Genomic DNA, 14,228 nt, shown 5'->3' with positions numbered 1-14,228 from the left:
GCGCAGCTACCCCGAAGCGCGCGTGGTCACCGCCGCCATCGACAACATCCTGATCCGTCACGCAGCTGACGTCTCCCGCGACCTGATCTTTCACGCCCGCATCAACCACGTCGGCAGGAGCTCCCTGGTGGTCGGCATACGGGTCGAGCAGCCTGGCGAACCGGCCCTGCAGGTCGCCTCCTGCTACTTCACCATGGTGGCCCGTTCCGGGATGGGAGACGACGCCGTCAGCGTCGCCCTGCCGCCGCTTGAGTACCTGGACGAGATGGAGCAGAAGCGGGCCAGGAAGGCGGAGGCGAACCGGGAGGAGTATCGCCGGCAGCAGGCGCTCCTGGCGGAGCCTCCTTCGCGGGACGAGTACCTGATGCTGGCCGCCCTGCACAAGGCCCAGGAGGAGCCCTGCCTCTCCGGGGTGCCGGGGCAGACGCCGGGACCTGCCGGGTTTCCCGCAGGCTCCCTGGTCACCGACGCCTGGGAGCGGATGTACCCGGAACAGGAAAACGTGCCACAGAAGATCTTCGGAGGCTACCTTATCCGCCGGGCCTACGAGATCTCCTCCATCTGCTCCGAGCTGGTGGCGCCCGATCGTGCCATCATCGCTGCCGTGAACCGGATAAACTTCTTCCACCCGGTGCGGCTGGGGGACAAGTTGCACTTCACTTCCCGTGTCGTCTATACCAACGGCAGCTTCGTCTGTGTGGAGGCGAGTATCGAACGTCTCAGTCGCGACCGTACCAGCAAGGCGCTCTCCAACTCCTGCCTCTTCACCTTTGTCAACGTCGGCCCCAGCCTCGACCATCGACCAGTGCCGGCCGTCTACCCGGTCACCTACGCCGAGGACTCCCGTTACCTCGCAGCCCATCGCAGCTACCTCGACATCATCGAGCACCACGCAATCATCTGAGCCCGCAGGTGGATCACGATTCTCGCCTCTCACTCCCTCCCCTTCAAGGGGAGGGCAGGGGTGAGGATGGGGGTGCCCTGCATAACGCGACCTATAATCATGAACCTCGACCTGACTGAAGAACAGAAGCTGATCCAGCAGACCGCCCGCGACTTCGCCCGCTCCGAGCTGGAGCCTTTGGCGGCCCGGCTCGACCGGGAAGAGGGCCGGCCGGCCTTCCTCGCCAACCTGGCCAAACTCGCCCGTCTCGGCTTCATGGGGCTGAACGTGCGAAGCGCCTACGGCGGTTCGGAGGCGGGGGCGGTGGCCTTCAGTCTCGCCATCACCGAACTCGCCCGCGCCTGCGCTTCCACCGCGGTGACCGTCTCGGTGAACAACATGGTCTGCGAGGTGATCCAGGCGGTAGGCTCCGAGCAGCAGAAGGAGACCTTCATCCCCCGCATCTGCTCCGGCGAGTACGCCGCTGGAAGCTTCGCCCTGACCGAAAGCGGAGCGGGCTCTGACCCGGCCGGCATGATCACCAGCGCGGTGCACGATAACGGACAGTGGGTGCTAAACGGCGCCAAGCTCTTCATCTCCAGCGCGCCCTACGCAGGGATCTTCGTGGTGTGGGCCGTTACCGACCGGGAGGCCCCGAAAGGGAAGGGGATCAGCTGTTTCCTGGTGGAGCAGGGGACGGAGGGGCTGGTGATCGGCAAGAAGGAGGAGAAGACCGGCCAGCACGCCTCCGCCACCAACGAGGTGATCTTCGACAACTGCCGGATTCCTGAGTGGGCCCTGCTGGGGAAGCTCAACGACGGCTACCGGATCGCGGTGGGGGAACTGGCCGGCGGCAGGATCGGCATCGGCTCCCTGGCCCTGGGTATCGGGCTCGCGGCCATGGATTTCGCCACCCGTTACAGCACCGAGCGTGTGCAGTTCGGAGAGAGGATCAGCAACTTCCAGGCGATCCAGTGGATGATCGCCGATGCCTACACGGAGCTGGAGGCCGCCCGCCTCCTGCTGATGAACGCCGCCTTCCGCAAGGAGAGCGGGAAAAGCTTCGTCAAGGAGGCCTCCATGGCCAAGCTGTTCGCCACCGAGGCCGCCAACAGGGCCTGCTACCAAGCCGTCCAGATGCTGGGCGGTTACGGCTACACCCGTGACTACCCGGTCGAGCGCTACGCCCGCGACGTGCGGGTGACCACCATCTACGAGGGGACCAGCGAGATACAGCGACTGATCATCGCACGGGAGATCCTGAAGAGTTTCGCCTAATCCGTCAGAAGGTCAGATTCGTTGATTCTGATTGGGAAGAAGGGCTAAAATGGAGGCAGCGACACGCTTAACAGGAGGTTGCCATGTCAAAGATTCTGGAATGCTCGAAAGTTGACCCTTCCAGCGGCTGCCAATATGTCGTGCGGGGTAACACGGAAGAAGAAGTGCTTCAAAATGCAGCGGTGCACGCCCAGCAGCACGGCATCCGTCAGATGACGCCTGAGCTGATGCAGCGGGTGAAACAAAACATCCACGACGAATAACCCACCTTTGAGGCACGGAGCTGCCATCAGCTCCGTGCCACCTGTTCATCGCCAGAGCCCTTAAATCCCTTTTCTTCCTTGTTTGCGATTACCTTCGGCGCACGTCCCCCCCTTGAAAAAGAAGGGACAGGGGGGACTGCTGTTGAAGGGGAGGGAGCGTTTTCGGTGAGGGGTATAAATCTAATCGGCGGGAAACGCTGGTTCCACCCCGATGCCGGGACCGGCGGCGCTCAGGTCGAAGCTGCCGCTGTCGTCGAGGTAGGGGGAGTGTGACAGCTCTCCCTTGATGAAGAAGGTGGTGTCGAGGTCGACGAAGTCGAAACAGCCCAAAGCTGCGGCCAGGTGCGCCGAGGCGGTGATGGAAAGGGCGCTCTCCATCATGGCTCCCAGCATGAGCGGGATGCCGTGCGAGGTGGCAAGCCTGGCGATCTCCGCCCCCTCCAGGAAGCCGCTCTTCATGGTCTTGATGTTGATGGCGCTGACGGCGTTGCTGTCGATGGCGCGCTTGGCGTCGGCGAGCGAGCCGACGCTCTCGTCGGCACAGACCAGGGTGCCGCTGCCGGAAAGGGACGCCGTTATTTCCGTCAGACCCTCCCAGTCCTGCTTCAAAACCGGCTGCTCGAGCAGCACCGGCCGCGCTCCGCGCCGCTCCAGCTTCTCAAGGAAGGCGAGCATGCGCTGCGCGGTGAACCCCATGTTGGCGTCGAGGATAAGCCTGCTTTCCGGCGCCATTTCCCGTACCGCCAGCACGCGGGCTAGGTCGAGTTCCTCGTCCTTGCCGATCTTGATCTTGAAAGCGGTGAACCCCTTGGCAGCGAACTGCCGTGCAGTCGCCCGGGCCTCCTCCAGCGATCCGATCACCACGGTTATGTCGGTGGCAAAGGAAAAGCGCGGCTTCATGGGCGATGCTGGGGGGAAGAGTTGGTGGAAGGGGATGCCGCCCACTCGGGAGGCGAGGTCCAGGATCGCCATCTCCAGTGCCGCGAGCCCCGCATGATTGCCGGCGAAGGCGGGAGCGAGCTCCCGGCAGAGGGCCTCTGCATCCTCAATCTTGCGCCCCTTGAGGCTGCCGGCGGCCGCCTGCAGGTTGGCCAGCGTGGCGGGCACCGTCTCACCGGTGATGTGGGTGGCCACGGCCGCCTCGCCATAACCGCACACGCCATCGACGCTTCTGAGTCGCACGAAGACGTTGTCCAGCTCGTCATGCTGTCCGGTAGCTATCCGAAAGGGGGTGACCAGCGGTGATTTGATGATGGCAACAGCGGTATCAGCAATGGCAAACAAGGTTCCCACGAAATTTCCTCCCAATGACACTATTTTGGACACCTCAGGGGACTGGCTCCGTAGGTGCCGGTCCCCCTTGTATCACCTTTCCCTGAAACTTTTAGCTCTCCCTCCCCGCACCTTTAGCCGATCACTTCCGCATACATCCTTGCCGCCTCCCGCAAGGCAGCTGCACCGTCGCCGGTAAATGAAGAGCCGTGCATGGTTGCCAACAACCGTGGTTCAAGCTCGGCAAGCTTCTGCAAGGTGGCATCGGTGCGCCGCGTGTAGGGGTAGGGATGGGCCAGCCGACCTGCTTCATAGTCGAGCAGGGCCTGGCGCGCCGGTTCGACGATGTCGCTCACGGTAAGCGGGGAAGGATTGCCGGTCTGGAGCAGAAGATCGGAGCAGAAAAGGGTGGCGCCGGTCTCCTCGAAGAGGAGGCTCGCGTCCCAGGCATGGGGGACTTGCGGCGTCTCCAGGAATCGAAACCTCTTGCTGCCCGTGGCCAGTACCTCGCCGTCGGCCAGGATGCGGGCGTGCCTTCCGGTGAAGTCGTTGATGTTGACCAGGGCACCGACCACGCCAGTGGCAACTTTCGCGCGAGGCGCCAGGGAGAGCCAGTCATTGAGGGAGCCGCATTCGTCCGACTCGAAGTGGCTGAAGCTGATCCAGCGGATGGCCGCCGGATCGAGCACCTTCGCCACCGCGTCGCGCACCTGCGGGAACATCCCCCGCAGCCCGGTATGATACAGCAGCGGTTCGTCGTCCTTGACCAGGAACTGGTTGAACTGCAGGTTAATCTTGGAAAGGTAGGTGCAGACCCGAAAAAGGTCGGGGGCGATCTCGTCGATGGTGGTTTTCATGGCTGTGATCCCTCGCGTCCGTGGAGAGCTGATCGCCCCTGACTGGTCACTCCCGCAGGGTGACCCGGATGAAGTTGTCGCTTTTCATGGTCATTTTCACCCGTTCCTGCATTTTCTGCGGCGCATCCACCTCTGACCGGACCAGCACGGCAGTGGCACCCGATACGAAGGAACGGCTGTTGATGTCAAAGAAATAGGTGGAGGATGCCTTCACCGAGCAGGCATACTTCCCTTCCACGTAAGCGGGGACCTTGAGCTCGGAGATGTCGGTGTCGACGTCGAGCTGGGCACAGGTGTGGGCGCCTATGGCGACATACCTCTTCAGAGTGATCCGGGACCTCCCCTTGACCTGCAGTTGCGATCCCGCGGCCTTGAACAGGAACTGCGCGGGCACCTCGACCGATTCACCGACCTGCAGCGCCTTGGGAGGCAACGGGAAGATGAGCTTCAGCATCATGTCCCGCGAACTTTCTCCGAACCCCCCGCTGCCGTTTTCCTTGATGCCGTGCACGACAAGCTGGGGCACTGCCTGTTCCATGAGCTTGGGCGCCTCATCCTTGGAGACCATGAACTCCATCCGCGCCTTCAGGTCGTTGAAAACGAAGTCCGCGCTGCCGTCCCCCTGGCTTTTCACCAACAATTCGCCCTGGGTCGACACCTTCTGGTCCGTTTCCCCCGAACTCCTTTCGGCTATCTCCGTCTTGGAGACCACCTCCTGGGCATAGTCGTAGGTCAAGGTCTTCTTAGCGGAAAAATCCCAGCGCAAGGTCCGGCTCCCCTGCGGAGCCTGGATGTCGGCATACTCTTGCCCGCTTAGCCGGCTCAGATATCGCGAGGTAGCATCATCGGCCTTCACCTGAGAAGACAGGGCGATAACAAACGACAGCGCTATCAACGCCATCCGTAAGGCAGATCGCTTACATTCGGGTTGGTCGATAGAAAAACCGCTGGTCATCTCTCCTCCAAGTTGTCAGGAGCTAGGCAATCTCACCGACTGCATTTCGTTCAATTCTTCCTGCAATGCTGTGACCTTATACCATTGCTGGCTCTCGTTGGCAATGACCCGAACGGGGCGTTTCTGGGAGCGCTTTGGTGGGAACCATTGACTTCTGCGAAATTTAAAGGCATATTCGCCAAGATTTTTACATTAGAAAAATGTTTACAATAATTATTTTGAAGTTGGTGGGCCAATCTCCGAACCGTAACAGCCTAAAAAGGATGACTTCATGGCTGACGGTCGATGGGTGTGGTTGGAAACGACGACGCCTCCCTGTAGGAAAGGAGAATAGCTCAATCTGGCAGGACAGGTGTGTGCTGTTCCTTTTCCTTGGGGAGGTTTGTAATCTTGCAGGAATTCCCTGCAATTTTTTCCAAGGAGGGAGTCATGAAAAGAAAGGTTGTAACCGCATTACTGTTGGCAGCTGTCTGTACCGCCCAAGGTGCTGGCGCAAAAACGCTGGAGGAGGTCCTGAAGGAGAAAGGCGTCATCACCGAGGCGGACTACGCCGAGGTAACCAAGAGCAAAGCGGTTACTGCATCATCCCAAAAACCCTGGAGGCTTCCTTCCGCTACTCCTGGTATGATCCGAACCGTACTGCCACCAACGACCAGTTGTCCGAAGTAGCAGGCGCGATTTCCTACTACATCAACAAGCACAACCTGAAAATTCAGGCCGACGTCGCCGACATTCACGACCAGGCGACCGGCAGGTCGGACGAGATGCAGTACCGCGTGCAGACGCAGATCGTTTTCTAGGTGCAGGCTAGTCGGGCCCGGCGGAAACTACGCCGGGCCCGACTGATACGCAGGATTTCCCTTAGCGGAGCAGGGCGATGGTCACCGGCAAGGTAAGAAACGACAGGCAGGTCTGTGCGGTGATGATCGCCGCCATGCTGTCGTGGTCTCCACCCATCTGGCGGGAAAGGATATAGGCGGACGGGGCGGTCGGTACACTGAACAGCAACACGGCGACCCCCACAGCCATACCGGAAAGCCCGAAGTAGCCTGCCAGCGCCCAGGCGATGGCAGGCTTGCAGAGAAACTGGATGGCGCTGCTCACCGCGAGCGGCTGCCAGTGCTGTCTCAGATGGCCCACGCGGTAGGCAGCTCCGACCGCCATCAACCCCACCGGAAAGGCCGCTTTCCCCCCCATGGTGAGGATGCCGTCAATAGCTTTCGGCAGTGTCACACCCAAAGCGTTTATCCCCACCCCTATCACACATCCCAGGATCAGCGGGTTGCGCGCCAGGTCCACCAGCAGCCGCTTCAGGTCGATGCCGCTCCTGTGGGTGACGGCGACCGAGAAGACCGAGACGCACAAGACGTTGATCAGCACGATCATGAAGCCCGCCCCGAGAGCCGCCAGCATCAGCCCGTCCTTGCCGAACATGTTCTCCGCCAACGCCAGCGCGACGAAGGTGTTGAAACGCACCCCCCCCTGGAACAGCGAGGTAAAGGCTGGTCCTCCCATCTGCCGGTTGGGAAGCCACCAGAGTGCAACCAGCAGGGCACTGGCTATCACCGCGCCTTCCACGGTGAACATGATCTTTACCCAGGGGAGGTCGCCGATTCTTTTGCCGGCCAGGCTGTGGATCAAGGTGGCCGGCAGGAGCAGGAAGTAGGTGAGCTTTTCGGCAGGCGGCCAGAAGGAGGCAGGGAGGAAGTTGCTGCGCTGGATGAGGAAGCCGGCCAGGATCATGGCCAGCACGGGGACTAAGGTGTCGGTTATCGAAATCACGCGCTACCCTCCTTGTTGCAGGGAAGATAGCACGGGTTATCCATAAATAAAAATTGATAATACTTGATGGATGCTTGAGTTTAACTTGACTATTGACACTCCACGCAGAGCTCCTTCAGGACCAGTTCCGTCAAGGCGAGGCGCGGATTGCGTCGCTTCTGATACATGCCGACCCGCCGTGCCAGTTGTGGGGAGCCGAAGCCTGTCAAACTGAAATGGGTCCTGACCTGTAGCAGACGCTTCTTGTTGAGCGGCACCACGGCGATGCCCAGCCCCTGTTCCACGAGGCTCAAGACCGCTTCCAGCGAGTCCACTTCCATCACGTAGCGGGGGTGGATATTCTGGGCCACCAGCTGGGTGTTGACCATGGCGCCCGCCCAGGCGGTCTTGTCGAAACGCACAAAGGGAAAGCTCCTGAAGAGCTCTTCCATGTTGCCGGCCTCGGTCCCCTTGGGGGCCGCCACGAAAAAGGGCTCCAGATCGTACGGGCGCCACTCGCACTGGGGCGGCACGGCGAAGGGCGGTTCCGTGGTCAGGGCAGCATCCAGTTCGCCGTCCTCAACCTTGCCGAACAGTTCGGCGGAAAGGCCGGACACCAGCCGGACGTTCAGCTGCTCGTACTGTTTCCGCAAGCGCCCCAAGACGGGGGGGAGGGGACCGGTCAGCACCGTCGGTACCACGCCGAGGGTCAAAGTCCCTCCGATAGCGCCTGACGGGTTCAACTCTCCCTTGATGCCATCGTAAATGGCGAGGATTTCCTCCGCCCGTTCCACGACCAGCCTGCCGTTGGCGTTCAGCTTTGGACTGCGCCCCGTACGCTCGAACAACTGGGCTTCCAGCTCTTCCTCCAGGTTCTTCATCTGCAGGCTTACCGCCGACTGGGTCAGGCCGAGCTGATCGGCAGCAGCGGCAAAACTCCCCTTACGGGCGATGGCGGCGAGTATTTGAAGGTTGCGCAGAGACATGATCGCATACTAAATCAATTTCATGCCGATTTCCAGTTTCCACTTCCGAAAGGGGACACCTTGAGATGGGACGCCTTCCTGAAAAGTTATGACGTCAAAAGCGGAAGGGGCAGCCGTCATAAAAACGCTCGATAATCGATGTTAAGAGCATTTGCCAGTTTTTTGGCAACTTCCTTGCCGATTGGGCGCTTGCCGTTCTCCATTTCGCTTATATGGTGCTGCGCTATGCCTGTCAGTTCGGCTAGCCGCCTCTGGGTCAGCCCTTCTTTGCCGCGCGCACCTCGTATGGCCACTCCGCCGCTGTTCCATAGCAGTTCCGGCGAGATTTCCTCAAGCTCGTAAAGCTCCTTTTCTTCCAGTTCCCATTCGGTTACGTCGTTAACCTTGAGAGCCTGAGCTATCCGGCGCAACTTCACAAGATCGGAGCGGATCCCCCTGAAACGAACTTCCACCATTCTCTCAGTAGGGGGCTTGTTCGTGAGTTCCGGCATACGTTACCTCCACCAGTCTGACTTGATCCTTGTATTCACGCCATACCACCACATAGGTCGGTTTTCCCCGCTTTACGTGGCAGTGATGCTCCGATTCCGACAGCTTTGAATGATGCGGCCAATTGCCGCGGACTGGTCCTGCAACACGGATCTCGACCATCAAGGCATCGATGCTGTCACGGACAGCCTTGGGCAATTTCTTGTACTGCTTCGCTGCTTTATTGGTGAACGCCACCGTCCAAGGCATGATGATATCCCATAAACTGGTATATTGTCAAAGAGTCCCCGGTCCCCCCTCTTACCTGACCCGCATGCCGAGCTTCTCGTCCCAGTGCAGCGGTCGCGCCGCCTTGGGCAGGGGGCTTTCCGCCACTTCCCCAACCGATACGCCGTATTTCCAGTCCGGCGGACAGATGGCGATGTAGCGGGCGTATCCGCCGGTCCCGCCGCCAAACTTCGGGAAGCCTATGGCAACCAGCGCTCCGGTTTCCGGCACCTGGTCGAGGTTGGCAACACCTTCCGCCTGGGTATAGCCGTTCCGCAGCAGCCACGCCTCTCCCTCCAGATCAGGGGTGGTGTCCGTGTCCAGCGGCTCGTGACCGTGGAACAGGATGTGCCGCTGCTCGTGCAGGAACTTGAGGGCCGCCAGCGAGACTCCCGGGAATGGGGTGCGGGTGGCTAGGGCCGGGGCAGGCCACTCCTTCGACCAGTCCGAACGGACAAACACCACCGATCCCACCGGAATCATGCCGTGCCGCTTCTCCCACCTCAGGATGTCCTCCACCGATAACGCGTATCCCGGATCCTTGGCGGCCTTCTCCGCTATCGAGATCACCACCAGGGGACGGACGGCGAAGGTGGCCGGTAGTTCGTCGATACCGGGATAATCGGGATTCCAATGCGCAGGTGGATCGAGCTGGGTCCCCAGTTGATCGGTGGCCAGTTGGTAGCGGGTAGCCTCGAAACCGTCCTTCGCGTAGCTGTAGGGGCGATTCGTCTTCGGATCGACGGTAGGCCCGAAGGCGGATGGTCCAAAACCCGCCCACACCGGGATCCCTGGTGTGATGGTGTGCGTCAAGTCCACATATTTGGCCCCTTTCAGGGAGTTTTCGTACACCTGCCACAACGGCGGCAGTTCAGTGCGGGGGGATGTCGCACATCCGCCACAAAGGGAGGTAAAGCAAAGTATGATCAGGATTCGGCTCATGGTGACAGCTCCTTTTCCAAGGCTGGGACGGCAAGCCCTGCCGCTAATTAAGCCACAAAACGACCAGGAGACAACGTCTTCGATGTTACTGAGGCAACTGGTACAATCGTAGCTAAGAAGAGAGGAGGCCGTCATGAAGTGGGAATACAAGATGGTTCACATGGGATTCGTACCGACTGCTGATGTTGATGTCTATGAAGAGCGCCTGCATGCCGGGGTGCACGCCTTGAACGAGTTGGGGGCGCAGGGGTGGGAACTGGTCGATTTCCTGGAACACCAGGTGACCCGGGACACCTTTAAGTGTCATGCGGTACTAAAACGGCCGCGCCCGGAATCATAGGTGCTGTCAACGGCGCCGTCGTGAAGAATCATGAGCATGGTGTGCGTGTCGTCAGCGCTGTCGTCGGTGTTGACAAAGGCCTTGTCGGTATCGACGACGGTCTCGTCACTATCTGCAACGGCGTTGTCGGTATCGACGACGGTCTCGTCACTATGTGCAATTGCCTTGTCGGTATCGACAACGGTCTCGTCACTATCGACAACGGTCTCGTCACTATCGACAACGGTCTCGTCACTATCTGCAACGGCCTTGTCGGTATCGACAACGGTCTTGTCGGTATCGACAACGGTCTCGTCACTATCGACAACGGCCTTGTCGGCATTGACAACGGCCTTGTCACTGTTTACGGACCGTCGAGGTTTACTGTCCGCTTGCACATTACAGTCGTCGGAATATCTGCGGGCAGTAGCAGGACCGAAAATGAGGGTGGCAGAGGGACGAACTGCGTGTACAACGCGGCTGACTACATCCTCAGAGTCGCATGACATGTGGTGAGCGTCGCTGTCAACACAAACAAAGCCGCTGTCAGGAGTGACGACGCCATTGTAAGGAGTGACGACGCCGTTGTAACGAGTAACGACGCCGTTGTCGGGAGTGACGAGGCCGTTGTAACGAGTGACGAGGCCGTTGTAACGAGTGACGAGGCCGTTGTAATGAGTGACGAGGCCGTTGTAACGAGTGACGACGCCGTTGTATGGAGTGACGACGCCGTTGTCAGGAGTGACGACGCCGTTGTCTGGTGTGACGAGGCTGTTGTCTGGTGTGACGAGGCTGTTGTCTGGTGTGACGAAGCCGTTGTCTGGTGTGACGACACCGCTGACAGGTGTGACGAGACCGCTGTCTGGTGTGACGAGTCACTGGCTGGTTCGACCGGCCACTTAACCGTCTCGCCAACGTGGCTGAATACCTTTGATATGCCGTTGAAGGTAATGACAAGGTCGTTGCTGCTTGGAGCTGCACTGGTGTTGAGATTAGCAGAAACGTTGCTGACGTAGGAGGGAGTGCCCCCTCCCCGTGAAGGGGAGGGAGACAGGACTTTACCTGATGACTAGGCGGCGGGGGTCGGACGGGATGCCTTTTTCTTATGGGGTTTGATCAACTCGATCCCGCTTTCCTGGATGATCGCTATATCGCTCTCCTCCGCTACGGCCTCCAGGAAGTGGAGAAGCTTCTTGAGCAGGATGCGCAGTTCCTCCTGGACCTTGTCGCGCTGCGCCAACTTGAGGCTGTTGTATTTGGCCTCTTCGCACAGCTGCTTGTAAAGGTTGACCTGGTTGGTGAGGTATTCATCTGAAGCAACCTTGTCCCCGCGATCCTTCAAGGCCGGGACCTTTGACAGCAAACCGGTAAAAGCCAGACAGACAACAAGAAATTGACCCGGGTTCCTAGGAAAGGTTTTTTTGAACACCATGGCATCCTCCGTCTAGTCGAATTTGGTAGCAGGTTGTGTTAACGTTGTTTAACGTATAACACGTCGAATACTAGCAAAGACATTCGGGTGTGCAAGTGCGGGGCAGCGTTTTTTTTGGGGGGGGAATCGGGAAGGGAAGCTGGTCCCTCCCCTTAAAGGGGAGGGGGATTTGGGAGAGCCTGGTCTAAAAGGTGATCACAAGAGAGGTTCAGCGTTTCTTTTGGACTTCCGGTAGAGGGTCGAGCGGGAGACGCCCAGTTTTCGGGCGGCGGCGGAGACGTTGCCTTTGCACTCGCGCAGGACGTCCTTGATGGCGGCCACCTCCACGTCCTCCAGCCTCCCGGAATCCACCAACAGCTCTCGCTCGTTTCGCTCGGGAAATGCCCTGATGGCTTCGCCCGCCTGGTCCAGGAAGTCCTCCGGGAGATGCTCGATGCCGATCTCCGGCTCATCCTCCCTCATGGCCAGCGCAGTGCGGACCACGTTAGCCATCTGCCGGATGTTGCCGGGCCAGCTGTGGCGGCGGAACAGGTCCAGCACCTCCTGCGAGAAGCCGACTTCGTCCCCGGCTCCGGCGATCTTGCGCAAGATGCTGATGGCCAGAGTCTGCCGGTCGGCGCGTGCACGTAGCGGCGGCAGATTGATGAAGAGGCCGTTCAGGCGGTAGTAGAGGTCCTCCCGGAAGCGGCCGGCAGCCACCTCGTCGCGCAGTTTTCGGTGGGTGGCGCAGACGATCATGATGTCGACCGGTGAAGACTTGGTGCCTCCCAGCGGGGTGACCGTGCGGTCCTGCAGTACCCTTAACAGCCGCGCCTGCAACTGCAGCGGCATGTCACCGATCTCATCAAGGAAGAGGGTGCCTCCGTCTGCTTCCTGGATCTTGCCGATGCTGCCGTTTCTCCTGGCGCCGGTGAAGGCGCCGTCCCGGTAACCGAACAGCTCGGATTCGATCAGTCCTTCCGGGATGGCGACGCAGTTGATGGCCACGAAGGGGCCCTTGGCCCGTGGACCCGCGGCGTGGAAGGCGCGGGCGAAGACTTCCTTCCCGCTTCCGGATTCCCCCTCGATCATCAGCGGGATGTCCCGGCCGATGATCTTGGCTGCCTTGCGGATCGCCGTCTCCATGGTGGGGTCTCCCAGGTCGAGGGCGGTCAGGGGCGCGGCTATAGGTTGTGCCGGCTTCGCTTGCTGCTCCTGACGGCGGATGGGCAGATGGGTGATGGGGGAAACGGAGGTCCCGAACTTTACCCTGGCAAAAACCTCTACGCCGTTTCTCTGCCTGAGCCTGATCACCGGCTGGGGCAGGAAACGCGATTGTTCCAGGAGAGCGGAGAGGCTCAGGTCGAAGATGCTGCCGATATCGCGCTTGACCGCCTGATAGCGGTCCAGGCTCAACTGCACCAGTGCGGCACGGTTGGCCCCCAGGAAGCGGCCGTCCAGCGAGAAGACGGCGATCCCTTCGTAAAGGGTGCCGATGAATTCCGGCCGGACGTGAAAATGGATCTGTATCTGGTCCTCGGCCTGAGCGTCGAAGAACTGGTTCTCGATCATCTGGGCGGACATGCGCACCAGCGCCATGGTGTGATTCTGGTAGCTGTCTGAGTTGCTGGAGACGTCAAGCACGCCCAGCATCTTCCCCACCGGGTCGAAGATGGGGGCCGCGGAGCAGGTCAGGAACTTGTGGAGTTCCATGAAATGCTCGTCGCTTTGCACCGACACCGGCGCCTGCTCGATGAGGGCAGTGCCGATGGCGTTGGTGCCGTTGGCCTCCTCCGTCCAAAGTCCGCCGGGCTTGAGGGTCACCTGCTGGGTTTTCTCCAGGAAGTCCGCATCCCCGACCGAGTGCAGGACGACTCCCATGGCATCGGTCAGCACCACGACGCTTGATGTCCCGGAGATCTGCTCGAAGAGTTGGTCCATGACCGGCTCGGCGTGCCGGATCAGCCGGCTGCTGCGTTCACGGAAGCCGTTCAGGGCGCCCGACGAGACTGTCGGAATCTCGCCGACCTTGCGCTCCACGCTCACCTTGCGGTCTACGCAGCGCTGCCAGGAACGGGCGATTACCTGCGGGATGAGGCCACTGGGGAGTGGTTCTCCTGCCAGAAAGCGCGCCTTGGCGTCGATCATCGCTACCGCTCTGCTGCCGTTTGCCCACGACATAAGTAACCTCCCGAGATCTTTCCTGCGACCTGCCTGACCATTCCTATCTTTCAAGCCGTTGCCGACTAACACTGTTTTCTTTTGAGTCAGTCAGTTTAGCAACACCTGTGCCATTTTGAGCCACATCGGGCAGAGAGACCACGCTGCATCACCATCCTGGAGCAAAGACAGGCGCGTTCTGGCGGATAATTCTGCCGCAGCTTCAACGAGATACCGAAGCAGCTCTCTGCCCATGCTGTTGCGCAAAACCAGGTTCTAACGTTTGGCACCTGTATTGCTCCCTATGCCACTGTTTGTCGATTTCTAGTGGAAAAATCACCCAATGTGGAAAAAGGAAACGCCTCACTGGCGAGGCAATGACCGA

General features: G+C 60.0%; 18 protein-coding genes and 1 riboswitch. Of the genes, 7 read left to right on the top strand and 11 right to left on the bottom strand.

The window, feature by feature from the left end; all coding sequences use genetic code 11:
- From VJ604_RS10125 to VJ604_RS10115, 3 genes are all read left to right on the top strand, one after another.
- Nucleotides 1-904 (top strand): acyl-CoA thioesterase (locus VJ604_RS10125; protein ID WP_324082152.1); only part of this gene is annotated, 904 nt, incomplete at its 5' end.
- A 99-nt stretch (nucleotides 905-1,003) separates the two neighbouring features.
- Nucleotides 1,004-2,161: an acyl-CoA dehydrogenase family protein gene (locus tag VJ604_RS10120; RefSeq protein WP_324082149.1), complete on the top strand. Its 1,158-nt coding sequence runs from the start codon at nucleotides 1,004-1,006 to the stop codon at nucleotides 2,159-2,161.
- 83 nt (nucleotides 2,162-2,244) lie between these two features.
- The gene (locus tag VJ604_RS10115; protein WP_324082147.1) at nucleotides 2,245-2,424 is read left to right on the top strand and encodes a DUF1059 domain-containing protein; all 180 of its coding nucleotides are present in this window, start codon (nucleotides 2,245-2,247) and stop codon (nucleotides 2,422-2,424) included.
- Between the two features lie 180 nt (nucleotides 2,425-2,604).
- On the opposite strand, the gene VJ604_RS10110 is transcribed toward VJ604_RS10115, so the two are convergent.
- The 3 genes from VJ604_RS10110 to VJ604_RS10100 form a co-directional block, all read right to left on the bottom strand.
- Nucleotides 2,605-3,717: a dipeptide epimerase gene (locus VJ604_RS10110; RefSeq protein WP_324082146.1), complete on the bottom strand. Its 1,113-nt coding sequence runs from the start codon at nucleotides 3,715-3,717 to the stop codon at nucleotides 2,605-2,607.
- Nucleotides 3,718-3,830: 113 nt separating this feature from the next.
- The gene (locus VJ604_RS10105) at nucleotides 3,831-4,553 is read right to left on the bottom strand and encodes an oxygen-binding di-iron domain-containing protein (protein WP_324082144.1); all 723 of its coding nucleotides are present in this window, start codon (nucleotides 4,551-4,553) and stop codon (nucleotides 3,831-3,833) included.
- Nucleotides 4,554-4,599: 46 nt separating this feature from the next.
- The gene (locus VJ604_RS10100; protein ID WP_324082143.1) at nucleotides 4,600-5,454 is read right to left on the bottom strand and encodes a hypothetical protein; all 855 of its coding nucleotides are present in this window, start codon (nucleotides 5,452-5,454) and stop codon (nucleotides 4,600-4,602) included.
- 279 nt (nucleotides 5,455-5,733) lie between these two features.
- A riboswitch (molybdenum cofactor riboswitch) is annotated at nucleotides 5,734-5,853 on the top strand.
- A gap of 84 nt (nucleotides 5,854-5,937) precedes the next feature.
- On the opposite strand from VJ604_RS10100, the gene VJ604_RS10095 reads away from it, so the two are divergent.
- Nucleotides 5,938-6,177, top strand: a complete 240-nt coding sequence (locus VJ604_RS10095) for a hypothetical protein (RefSeq protein WP_324082141.1) — start codon at nucleotides 5,938-5,940, stop codon at nucleotides 6,175-6,177.
- Nucleotides 6,165-6,308, top strand: a complete 144-nt coding sequence (locus tag VJ604_RS10090) for a hypothetical protein (RefSeq protein ID WP_324082139.1) — start codon at nucleotides 6,165-6,167, stop codon at nucleotides 6,306-6,308. The genes VJ604_RS10095 and VJ604_RS10090 overlap by 13 nt, the downstream gene beginning before the upstream one ends.
- Nucleotides 6,309-6,369: 61 nt before the next feature.
- Here VJ604_RS10090 and VJ604_RS10085 read toward each other — a convergent pair whose 3' ends face one another.
- The 5 genes from VJ604_RS10085 to VJ604_RS10065 all read right to left on the bottom strand — a co-directional run bounded on the left by VJ604_RS10085 (nucleotide 6,370) and on the right by VJ604_RS10065 (nucleotide 9,830).
- A complete protein-coding gene (locus VJ604_RS10085) occupies nucleotides 6,370-7,290 on the bottom strand; it encodes an AEC family transporter (RefSeq protein WP_324082137.1) in 921 nt (306 codons plus the stop codon).
- Between the two features lie 89 nt (nucleotides 7,291-7,379).
- Nucleotides 7,380-8,255: a LysR family transcriptional regulator gene (locus tag VJ604_RS10080; RefSeq protein WP_324082135.1), complete on the bottom strand. Its 876-nt coding sequence runs from the start codon at nucleotides 8,253-8,255 to the stop codon at nucleotides 7,380-7,382.
- A 116-nt stretch (nucleotides 8,256-8,371) separates the two neighbouring features.
- The gene (locus VJ604_RS10075) at nucleotides 8,372-8,746 is read right to left on the bottom strand and encodes a helix-turn-helix domain-containing protein (RefSeq protein WP_324082133.1); all 375 of its coding nucleotides are present in this window, start codon (nucleotides 8,744-8,746) and stop codon (nucleotides 8,372-8,374) included.
- On the bottom strand, nucleotides 8,715-8,993 hold the full coding sequence (locus tag VJ604_RS10070) for a type II toxin-antitoxin system RelE family toxin (protein ID WP_324082131.1): 279 nt from the start codon (nucleotides 8,991-8,993) through the stop codon (nucleotides 8,715-8,717). The genes VJ604_RS10075 and VJ604_RS10070 overlap by 32 nt, the downstream gene beginning before the upstream one ends.
- 51 nt (nucleotides 8,994-9,044) lie before the next feature.
- Nucleotides 9,045-9,830, bottom strand: coding sequence for a cyclase family protein (locus tag VJ604_RS10065; protein WP_324082129.1), 786 nt, complete (start codon nucleotides 9,828-9,830; stop codon nucleotides 9,045-9,047).
- 256 nt (nucleotides 9,831-10,086) lie between these two features.
- Here VJ604_RS10065 and VJ604_RS10060 point away from each other — a divergent pair, with 256 nt between their 5' ends.
- A complete protein-coding gene (locus VJ604_RS10060; protein ID WP_324082127.1) occupies nucleotides 10,087-10,293 on the top strand; it encodes a DUF4177 domain-containing protein in 207 nt (68 codons plus the stop codon).
- Here the strand turns inward: VJ604_RS10060 and VJ604_RS10055 are convergent.
- Nucleotides 10,257-10,670 (bottom strand): hypothetical protein, encoded by a 414-nt coding sequence (locus VJ604_RS10055; RefSeq protein ID WP_324082125.1) that lies wholly within the window; start codon nucleotides 10,668-10,670, stop codon nucleotides 10,257-10,259. The two genes, VJ604_RS10060 and VJ604_RS10055, sit on opposite strands and share 37 nt — an antisense overlap.
- Nucleotides 10,671-10,784: 114 nt before the next feature.
- Between VJ604_RS10055 and VJ604_RS10050 the strand changes: the two genes are divergently transcribed.
- Nucleotides 10,785-11,288 carry a hypothetical protein gene (locus VJ604_RS10050; RefSeq protein WP_324082123.1) on the top strand — a complete coding sequence of 168 codons (504 nt, stop codon included), beginning with the start codon at nucleotides 10,785-10,787 and terminating at the stop codon, nucleotides 11,286-11,288.
- 53 nt (nucleotides 11,289-11,341) lie between these two features.
- Here VJ604_RS10050 and VJ604_RS10045 read toward each other — a convergent pair whose 3' ends face one another.
- Together VJ604_RS10045 and VJ604_RS10040 are read right to left on the bottom strand one after the other, a co-directional pair.
- Nucleotides 11,342-11,635, bottom strand: coding sequence for a hypothetical protein (locus tag VJ604_RS10045; RefSeq protein ID WP_324082121.1), 294 nt, complete (start codon nucleotides 11,633-11,635; stop codon nucleotides 11,342-11,344).
- Between the two features lie 264 nt (nucleotides 11,636-11,899).
- Entirely contained in the window at nucleotides 11,900-13,864 is a 1,965-nt protein-coding gene (locus VJ604_RS10040) for a sigma-54-dependent Fis family transcriptional regulator (RefSeq protein ID WP_324082119.1), read from the bottom strand.
- Nucleotides 13,865-14,228: the final 364 nt, after the last annotated feature.

Origin of the sequence: Geomonas sp., from assembly GCF_035254065.1 — a bacterium.
GTDB lineage: Bacteria > Desulfobacterota > Desulfuromonadia > Geobacterales > Geobacteraceae > Geomonas.
The sequence above is the reverse complement of the archived record's forward strand: the minus strand, read 5'-3'. Positions and strand labels throughout refer to the sequence as shown.

Excerpts from the sequence above, each read along its gene's own strand:
- VJ604_RS10120 (WP_324082149.1), top strand. The coding sequence starts at position 1,004 with ATGAACCTCGACCTGACTGAAGAACAGAAGCTGATCCAGCAGACCGCC.
- VJ604_RS10115 (WP_324082147.1), top strand. The coding sequence starts at position 2,245 with ATGTCAAAGATTCTGGAATGCTCGAAAGTTGACCCTTCCAGCGGCTGC.
- VJ604_RS10105 (WP_324082144.1), bottom strand. The coding sequence starts at position 4,553 with ATGAAAACCACCATCGACGAGATCGCCCCCGACCTTTTTCGGGTCTGC.
- VJ604_RS10100 (WP_324082143.1), bottom strand. The coding sequence starts at position 5,454 with ATGGCGTTGATAGCGCTGTCGTTTGTTATCGCCCTGTCTTCTCAGGTG.
- VJ604_RS10095 (WP_324082141.1), top strand. The coding sequence starts at position 5,938 with ATGAAAAGAAAGGTTGTAACCGCATTACTGTTGGCAGCTGTCTGTACC.
- VJ604_RS10080 (WP_324082135.1), bottom strand. The coding sequence starts at position 8,255 with ATGTCTCTGCGCAACCTTCAAATACTCGCCGCCATCGCCCGTAAGGGG.
- VJ604_RS10075 (WP_324082133.1), bottom strand. The coding sequence starts at position 8,746 with ATGCCGGAACTCACGAACAAGCCCCCTACTGAGAGAATGGTGGAAGTT.
- VJ604_RS10070 (WP_324082131.1), bottom strand. The coding sequence starts at position 8,993 with ATGCCTTGGACGGTGGCGTTCACCAATAAAGCAGCGAAGCAGTACAAG.
- VJ604_RS10060 (WP_324082127.1), top strand. The coding sequence starts at position 10,087 with ATGAAGTGGGAATACAAGATGGTTCACATGGGATTCGTACCGACTGCT.
- VJ604_RS10040 (WP_324082119.1), bottom strand. The coding sequence starts at position 13,864 with ATGTCGTGGGCAAACGGCAGCAGAGCGGTAGCGATGATCGACGCCAAG.